Origin of the sequence: Kytococcus sp. HMSC28H12 (assembly GCF_001816045.1) — a bacterium.
GTDB classification, from domain to species: Bacteria; Actinomycetota; Actinomycetes; order Actinomycetales; family Dermatophilaceae; genus Kytococcus; species Kytococcus schroeteri.
The window spans coordinates 1-5,939 of the sequence record NZ_KV824682.1; the positions used below are offsets into that span (position 1 = coordinate 1).

Sequence of the window (5,939 nt, forward strand, 5' to 3'; positions counted from 1 at the left end):
CCACCCCGCCGACCCCGCCCACCACCCCCACCCAGGACTGGACCATCACCGACCGGGTGAACTACCGCACCGGCCCGGGCACCTCCTACCAGGCCGTGGGCAAGCTGTACCCGGGCACCAAGGTCACCGGCACCAAGCTGGCCTCCGGCTGGGTGAAGACCACCGAGGGCAAGTACTTCTGGCACTCCTTCGGTACCCCCGATGTGGCGGACACCCCCGGTGCCACCACCTTCCGCATCACCCAGGGCGTCAACGTGCGCGCGGGCGCCGGCCTGTCCCACGCCATCCTGGGCCAGTACCGCGCCGGCACCACGGTGAAGGGCACCAAGCTGGCCTCCGGCTGGGTGAGGACCGACCGCGGCTACTTCTGGTCGTCCTACGGCGTCGCCGTCTGATGCCGTGACGGCCGCCCCGGCGGCCGATCGCCGAGGCCTCCCCCGTGCACCGGGGGAGGCCTCGGCCGTGTGGGGAGCGGCGGACGTGCGGCCTACACTGTGCCGCCACAGGCCCCTGTAGCTCAGTTGGTAGAGCAGCTGCCTTGTAAACAGCAGGTCGCGGGTTCGACTCCTGTCGGGGGCTCCACCTGACGCCACGGCCCGGTCCCCACGCAGGGGGCCGGGCCGTGGTGCGTCCGTGCCGCGGGTCAGGCGCCCTCGAGCCCCCACGCCTCGGCGAGGAGCTCCGCCGAGCGGACCCGCAGGGCGGGGTCGTGCGTGTAGGTGGTGGTGATGACTTCGTCCAGGTCGTGGCGCTCCACGAACTCCTCGAGCTGCCCGACCACCGTGGCGGGGTCGCCCACCATGCGGATGCCGTGACCGTCGGCCAGCCGCAGGAGCTCCTCGGGCACCACGCGGGTGACGTCCTCCACCGGCGGCTGCAGCGGCGCCGGACGTCCGGAACGGATGCCGGCGGCCAGCTGCTGGGAGGTGGTGAACAGGTACCGGGCCTCCTCGGTGGTGGGGGCCACGAGGGCGTTGACCCCGGCCATGACGTACGGCCGGTCCACCTGGGCGGTGGGGGCGTCGGCCTGGAACTGGCTGCGGTAGAGCGCGATCGCCTCCGACAGCTGGGTCGGGGCGAAGTGGCTCGCGAAGCTGAACGGCAGACCGAGGGCGGCGGCCACGGCCGCACCGCCGGTGGAGGAGCCCAGCATCCACAGCGGCACCCGGGTGCCGGCCCCGGGCACCGCGCGCACCTGACCCACGGCCGCGTCCGGCTCCTCGCCCAGCCAGCGCGCCAGCATCGCGACGTCCGAGGCGACGTCCTCGAGCCCGGCCGAGCGGCGGGCCAGGGCGGAGGCCGTCATCGGGTCGGTGCCCGGCGCGCGGCCCAGCCCCAGGTCGATGCGGCCGGGGAGGAGCGTGGCCAGGGTGCCGTAGTACTCGGCCACCATGAGCGGCGAGTGGTTGGGCAGCATCACCCCGCCGGAACCGAGGCGGATGCGCTGCGTGCCCGCCCCCAGGTGGGCGATGAGCAGGGCCGTGGCCGAGGACATGAAGGTGGTGGTGTTGTGGTGCTCGGCCACCCACAGGCGGTGGTAGCCCAGGGCGTCCAGCCGGGCGGCGTAGGAGCGCGAGGCCTCGATGGCATCGGCCGGGGTCATGCCCTCAGAGCGGGGCACGAGGTCGAGCACCGAGAGCGGCACGCGGCCACCGGGCGCGGTGCGTGGGGTGGCCGGGGTGCTCATGCGATCGCCTCGGCGATGGGGGTGTCACCGGTGTTCATCGTGAGGGTGCGGTGCAGGGAGGCCCGGGACCCCTCGCCCAGCACGTGCGCGATGGTGGCGGCCACGTCCGCCCGCGGGACCTGGGAAGGCTGCTGCGCACCCACCTCGATGCGGCCGGTGCCGGGCTCGTCGGTGAGGCGGCTGGGGGCGAGGATCGTCCAGGCCAGCGAAGTGCCGCGCAGGTGGGCGTCGGCCACGGCCTTGGCCTGGGCGTAGTGGAAGAAACCCTCGTCGTAGGGCAGCGGGTGGTCCAGGGCCGAGCCGAAGAAGCTCACCATGACGTAGCGGGGCACGCCGGCGTCGCGGGCGGCCCGCATGGAGGCGATGGCGGCCCGCTGGTCCACGGCGTAGGTGCGGGCGAGGTCGCCGCCACCGGCCCCGGCGGACCAGACCACGGCGTCCCGGCCCCGCATCGCGCGGACGAGCTCGGTGTGCTGGGCGTGCTCCACGTCGAGGACCAGGGGCGTGGCGCCGGTGGCGCGCACGTCCGCCGCGTGGTCCGGGTTGCGGACCACGCTCGTGACCTCGTCGCCCCGCTCGGCCAGCAGGGCGGCCGCCTGGAGCGCGATCTTGCCGTGTCCGCCGATGATGAGGATGTCAGCCATGACTGCAGTCTCTCGCAGGCCGACCACGTCGCGTCACACTGGGGGCATGCGCATCGTCGACCTGCCCACCGTGACCGTCCACCGCACGAGCGTCTCCGAGATGGACAACCGCTGCTACGTCCTCACCTCCCGGGCCACCGGGGCGCAGGTGCTCGTGGACGCCGCGGACGACGCCCCCGCCCTGCGCGGGCTGCTGGCCGAGGCCGCCGGTGACCGCGCGCCGGACCTGCGCGCCGTGGTGACCACGCACCGCCACTGGGACCACGTGCGGGCCCTGGCGGAGCTGGCCGGTGGGGACGGTGTGGTGGCCCACGGCGGCGTGGAGGACGCGGCCGCCATCGAGGAGGAGGCCGGCCTGCCCGCCGGCACGGTGCGCTCCTTGGCCCACGGCGAGGTGCTGGAGGTCGAGGACCTGGCGCTGGAGGTGGTGGCGCTGCGCGGCCACACCCCCGGGTCGGTGGCCCTGGTGCTGCGCGACGGCAACGAGGTGCACCTGTTCACCGGCGACTCGCTCTTCCCCGGGGGAGTGGGCAGGACGTGGTCGTCGCAGGACTTCGAGCAGTTGCTGGACGACGTGACCGAGCGGCTCTTCGGGCGCTTCGACGACGCGGCGCACGTGCACCCCGGGCACGGTGACCCCACCACGCTCGGGGCCGAGCGCCCACAGCTCGGTCAGTGGCGCGAGCGGGGCTGGTGACCGAGGGGCTTCGGCGGTGGGGGCAGGCACCCGGTACGCAGGTGATGAATATTTGGCGGAGAACCGCTGATTACCCGTGTGGGTCCCTGTGGGGACTGGAATCCGGCGCCCGGGGAAGGCACTCTTGGACCATGACGATTGTTGAACAGCCGTGGCCCACCGGTGTGCCCTGCTGGGTGGACTGCCAGGTGGACGACGTGCCGGCGGCCGTGGACTTCTACCGCGCGGTCTTCGGGTGGGAGATCGAGCAGGAGCGGCTCACCGGTGAGGGCCACGAGTTCCACATCGCCTGGCAGGACGGCCGACCGGTGGCCGGCATCGGCCCCAAGGCGACCGGTGACGTGGTGCCTCCCTCCGGCTGGCTCACCTACTTCTCGTGCACCGACGTGGACCGCGCCGTGGCAGCCACCACGCGACTGGGTGGGACCGTGTTCTACGACCCCGTGGACCTCGTGGACGCCTGCCGCCTGTGCTGCGCGGTGGACCCCAAGGGCACCGCGTTCGGCCTGTGGGAGGCGCGGCGGAGCCCCGGCTACCGCTCCATGGGCGGCGTGGGCACCGTGGTGTGGCACGAGCTCCACACCCGGCGCTTCCGCACGCAGCACGACTTCTACGCCGCGGTACTCGACCTCGACTGGACCTCAGACGGGGCGGCGACGAGTCCTACGTGAGCGGCACGGTGGGGGGCAGCGAGGTGGTGGGCGTGGTGCCCGAGGCCTTGATCCCGCCCTCGGTCCCCAGCCACTGGGCGGTCTGGTTCGGCGTGGAGGACCTGCCCGCCTGGCTCGAGCGCGCCACCGCCGCCGGGGCCGTCGTGGCGAGGCCGCCCCACGGCAGCCAGTCGCCCGCTCAAGCGCTCATGAGGGGACCGCAGGGCGAGGAGTTCGGCGTCATCGAGGTGACCGGTGAGGAGGTCGTCACGCCGGCCGACCTCGCGCGCTCTGCGTGACCCGGCCGGACCCGGTCCGCCGGCTGGGTCGGGTGGAGGACCTCGCAGGTCTCCTCGCCGTCCCGGGGCGGGCCGTGGTGGTCTGCTTCACCGGCTCGTGGTGCGGCAGCTGCTCGGTCTTCGAGCCGGTGTTCACGCAGGTGGCCGCCGAGCTGGGCGGGTCCGCCGCGGCCGACAGCACCGAGCGCGTGTTCGCCCTCGTGGACACCCAGGAGGTGCCGCTGCTGGCCACCGCGTGGTCCGTGCACACCGTGCCCACCGTCGTGGTGGTGCGCGACGGGGTGACCGTGCACCGCATCGACGGGCCGGTGCCCGCCCGCGAGCTGCGCCACCGCCTGCGGGACACTTGAGCCATGGCAGAAGGGCACAGGTCAAGGAGTCGGTGCTGCCCGGGGTGGGGGTCCGCTACGAGCTGACCACCGCGCCGGCCGGACGCTCGTGGTGGTGGTGCACCGGGACGGCGTGGCCGACCTGTGCGCCTTCTCCCGCGAGGACCCCGACCGGGCCCAGGACAGCCTGCACCTCACCCTCGAGGAGTCCGACGCGGTGGCCGACATGCTGGGCACCACCCGGGTGGCCAAGCACTTCATCGACCTCTCCGCCGAGGTGCCCGGGCTGGAGTCCGCCCGCCTCGTGGTGGAGCCCGGCAGCCGTTACGACGGCGCCACCCTGGGCGACACGCGGGCCCGCACCCTCACGGGATGCTCCGTGGTGGCCCTGGTGCGCGGCGAGTCCGTGGTGACCGCGCCCACCCCCGGGCAGGAGCTGCGGGGCGGGGACGTGCTCGTGGCCATCGGGGCGCAGTCCGGGCTGGTGGCGCTCTCGGAGGTGCTGGGGTCGGGATCCGCCCAGCCCCGGCCGTGAGCGGGCGGGCAGACACCTGATGGACAGCGCCCACATCGCGCTGCCGCTGGGCGACCTGGGGCCATGGCCAACCGTGAGACGCCCGCCATCCTGTCGGTGCTCGTGCTGGAGGACATCGCGATGGTGGAGATCACCTACGACGAGGACCTCGCCCTGGAGGGCCGTGCCGGCTACTACGACAAGGCCGGCGCGCTGCGCGACATGCTGCAGAGCCACCTGCTGCAGGTACTCGCCATCGTGGCCATGGAGCCGCCCGCCCGCATCGACGCCGACGAGCTGCGCGACCTCAAGGAGCACGTCGTCCGGGCCACGCACCTGTGGGGCGACGACCCCGCCCGCGCCTCCCGTCGGGCCCGGTACACCGCGGGGCGGGTCGGTGACCGGGAGGTGCCGGACTACACCGCCGAGGAGGGCGTGGACCCCGCACGCGACACCGAGACCCTGGCGCAGGTGGTGGTGGAGGTGCGGACCAACCGGTGGGCCGGCGTGCCCTTCGTGCTGCGCAGCGGCAAGGCCCTGGGGAGGAAGCGCAAGGAGGTGCGCATCACCTTCCGCGACGTGCGGCACGTGCCCGACGGGCTGCACGGGCAGCAGGGGCCCGACCAGCTGGTGGTGAGCCTCAAGCCGGGCCCGGTGGAGCTGCACCTGACGATGAACGCCACGGACCCCGCCCGCATCGAGCAGAAGGTGCTCACGACCACCGTGGGCGCCCCGGACCTGCTGCCCTACGGGGAGGTGCTCGCCGGCATCCTCGACGGGGACCCGCTGCTCACGGTGCGCGGGGACACGGCGGTGCGCTCGTGGGAGCTCATGGACCAGGTGCTCGGCGCGTGGGCGGTCGGCGACGTGCCGTTGGAGGAGTACGAGGCCGGGTCCGTGGGGCCGGGTGGCTGGGAGGTGGACCCGGCCGCGCTGCGCTGAGGGGGCGTCAGGCGGGGTGGCGCCGGTTGATCCGGGGTGGGTCCGGTTCGCCGGGGGTGGATGACGTCGTGGGCGGCGTCGACCCGGGACAACCGAACCCACCCCGGGCAGCTCGGGCGGCGGTGGGAGCCGCGGACCACGCCTGCTGTGGACGGTGCGGCGCGGCGGTGGGCCCCG

At 74.0% G+C, this 5,939-nt stretch carries 9 protein-coding genes and 1 tRNA gene; 8 read left to right on the forward strand and 2 right to left on the reverse strand.

Annotation, left to right across the window (positions count from 1 at the left end):
- Together HMPREF3099_RS11005 and HMPREF3099_RS11010 are read left to right on the forward strand one after the other, a co-directional pair.
- The coding region (locus HMPREF3099_RS11005; protein ID WP_168168528.1) for an SH3 domain-containing protein at window positions 1-395 on the forward strand (395 nt) is incomplete at its 5' end.
- Between the two features lie 111 nt (window positions 396-506).
- Window positions 507-582 (forward strand) — tRNA-Thr (locus HMPREF3099_RS11010).
- A gap of 61 nt (window positions 583-643) precedes the next feature.
- Here HMPREF3099_RS11010 and HMPREF3099_RS11015 read toward each other — a convergent pair.
- Both HMPREF3099_RS11015 and HMPREF3099_RS11020 read right to left on the reverse strand, forming a co-directional pair.
- Window positions 644-1,687: an LLM class flavin-dependent oxidoreductase gene (locus HMPREF3099_RS11015; protein ID WP_070706074.1), complete on the reverse strand. Its 1,044-nt coding sequence runs from the start codon at window positions 1,685-1,687 to the stop codon at window positions 644-646.
- The gene (locus tag HMPREF3099_RS11020; RefSeq protein WP_070706076.1) at window positions 1,684-2,331 is read right to left on the reverse strand and encodes an SDR family oxidoreductase; all 648 of its coding nucleotides are present in this window, start codon (window positions 2,329-2,331) and stop codon (window positions 1,684-1,686) included. The genes HMPREF3099_RS11015 and HMPREF3099_RS11020 overlap by 4 nt, the downstream gene beginning before the upstream one ends.
- A gap of 46 nt (window positions 2,332-2,377) precedes the next feature.
- On the opposite strand from HMPREF3099_RS11020, the gene HMPREF3099_RS11025 reads away from it, so the two are divergent.
- From HMPREF3099_RS11025 to HMPREF3099_RS11050, 6 genes are all read left to right on the forward strand, one after another.
- Entirely contained in the window at window positions 2,378-3,028 is a 651-nt protein-coding gene (locus HMPREF3099_RS11025) for an MBL fold metallo-hydrolase (RefSeq protein ID WP_070706078.1), read from the forward strand.
- A 131-nt stretch (window positions 3,029-3,159) separates the two neighbouring features.
- Window positions 3,160-3,699, forward strand: a complete 540-nt coding sequence (locus HMPREF3099_RS11030; RefSeq protein WP_141762145.1) for a VOC family protein — start codon at window positions 3,160-3,162, stop codon at window positions 3,697-3,699.
- Complete coding sequence (locus HMPREF3099_RS11035) at window positions 3,696-3,977, forward strand: VOC family protein (protein WP_070706081.1); 282 nt, start codon at window positions 3,696-3,698, stop codon at window positions 3,975-3,977. Before HMPREF3099_RS11030 ends, HMPREF3099_RS11035 begins: the two co-directional genes overlap by 4 nt.
- Before the next feature lie 32 nt (window positions 3,978-4,009).
- A complete protein-coding gene (locus HMPREF3099_RS11040; RefSeq protein WP_168168529.1) occupies window positions 4,010-4,327 on the forward strand; it encodes a thioredoxin domain-containing protein in 318 nt (105 codons plus the stop codon).
- Window positions 4,328-4,421: 94 nt separating this feature from the next.
- Window positions 4,422-4,841 carry a cation:proton antiporter regulatory subunit gene (locus tag HMPREF3099_RS11045; RefSeq protein WP_202816761.1) on the forward strand — a complete coding sequence of 140 codons (420 nt, stop codon included), beginning with the start codon at window positions 4,422-4,424 and terminating at the stop codon, window positions 4,839-4,841.
- Window positions 4,842-4,904: 63 nt separating this feature from the next.
- The gene (locus HMPREF3099_RS11050; RefSeq protein ID WP_237769846.1) at window positions 4,905-5,762 is read left to right on the forward strand and encodes a hypothetical protein; all 858 of its coding nucleotides are present in this window, start codon (window positions 4,905-4,907) and stop codon (window positions 5,760-5,762) included.
- The last annotated feature ends 177 nt before the right edge of the window (window positions 5,763-5,939 follow it).

Coding starts and splice junctions, on each gene's coding strand:
- HMPREF3099_RS11030 (WP_141762145.1), top strand. CDS start 3,160: ATGACGATTGTTGAACAGCCGTGGCCCACCGGTGTGCCCTGCTGGGTG.
- HMPREF3099_RS11050 (WP_237769846.1), top strand. CDS start 4,905: ATGGCCAACCGTGAGACGCCCGCCATCCTGTCGGTGCTCGTGCTGGAG.
- HMPREF3099_RS11025 (WP_070706078.1), top strand. CDS start 2,378: ATGCGCATCGTCGACCTGCCCACCGTGACCGTCCACCGCACGAGCGTC.
- HMPREF3099_RS11020 (WP_070706076.1), bottom strand. CDS start 2,331: ATGGCTGACATCCTCATCATCGGCGGACACGGCAAGATCGCGCTCCAG.
- HMPREF3099_RS11015 (WP_070706074.1), bottom strand. CDS start 1,687: ATGAGCACCCCGGCCACCCCACGCACCGCGCCCGGTGGCCGCGTGCCG.